Source organism: Knoellia aerolata DSM 18566 (genome assembly GCF_000768695.1).
GTDB lineage: Bacteria > Actinomycetota > Actinomycetes > Actinomycetales > Dermatophilaceae > Knoellia > Knoellia aerolata.
This window is the reverse complement of the sequence record NZ_AVPL01000179.1, coordinates 1-473: the sequence shown is the minus strand read 5'-3', so window position 1 is coordinate 473 and position 473 is coordinate 1. Positions and strand designations below refer to the sequence as shown.

The following is a 473-nucleotide window of genomic DNA, read 5'->3' as shown; positions in this document are numbered from 1 at the left end:
CCAGCACCGGGAGGGCCCGAGGCCCGGATCGGGTCGGTCGTGTCCTCGCTCGCCGAGGTCTCACCCGAGGGGTTGACCGAGCCGGAGCGGGTCGCGGTGGTGGCGGTCCTGGAGTCGCTCAAGGGTGCGGCGGCTGCGGCGCAGGCGCGGCTGACGGCGGCGGCAGTGGTGGATCGTGAGGCGCTGGGTGAGGACTCCCGATCGGTGCGGGCCGACCTGGCGTTGGCGCGGCGCTGCTCCCCGACGGTGGCGGACCAGCACGTCGGGGTCGCGAAGGCGCTCGTCGGGGAGCTGCCGTTGACGATGGCGGCGTTGGAGCGTGGGGAGATCAGCGAGCGGCGGGCGACGATCGTCGTGCGGGAGACCGCGTGCCTGAGCCGGGAGCACCGCGGCGAGGTCGACCGCCGCCTCGCCCCGGTGATCGGGTCGTTGGGGGACAAGGCGTTGGGGGCTGCGGCGCGGCGGGCGGGGGC

At 76.1% G+C, this 473-nt stretch carries 1 pseudogene; it reads left to right on the top strand.

Going from position 1 to position 473, the window contains the following annotated elements:
* Positions 1 to 473 (top strand): annotated as a pseudogene (locus N801_RS19220) (HNH endonuclease); the annotation flags it as partial.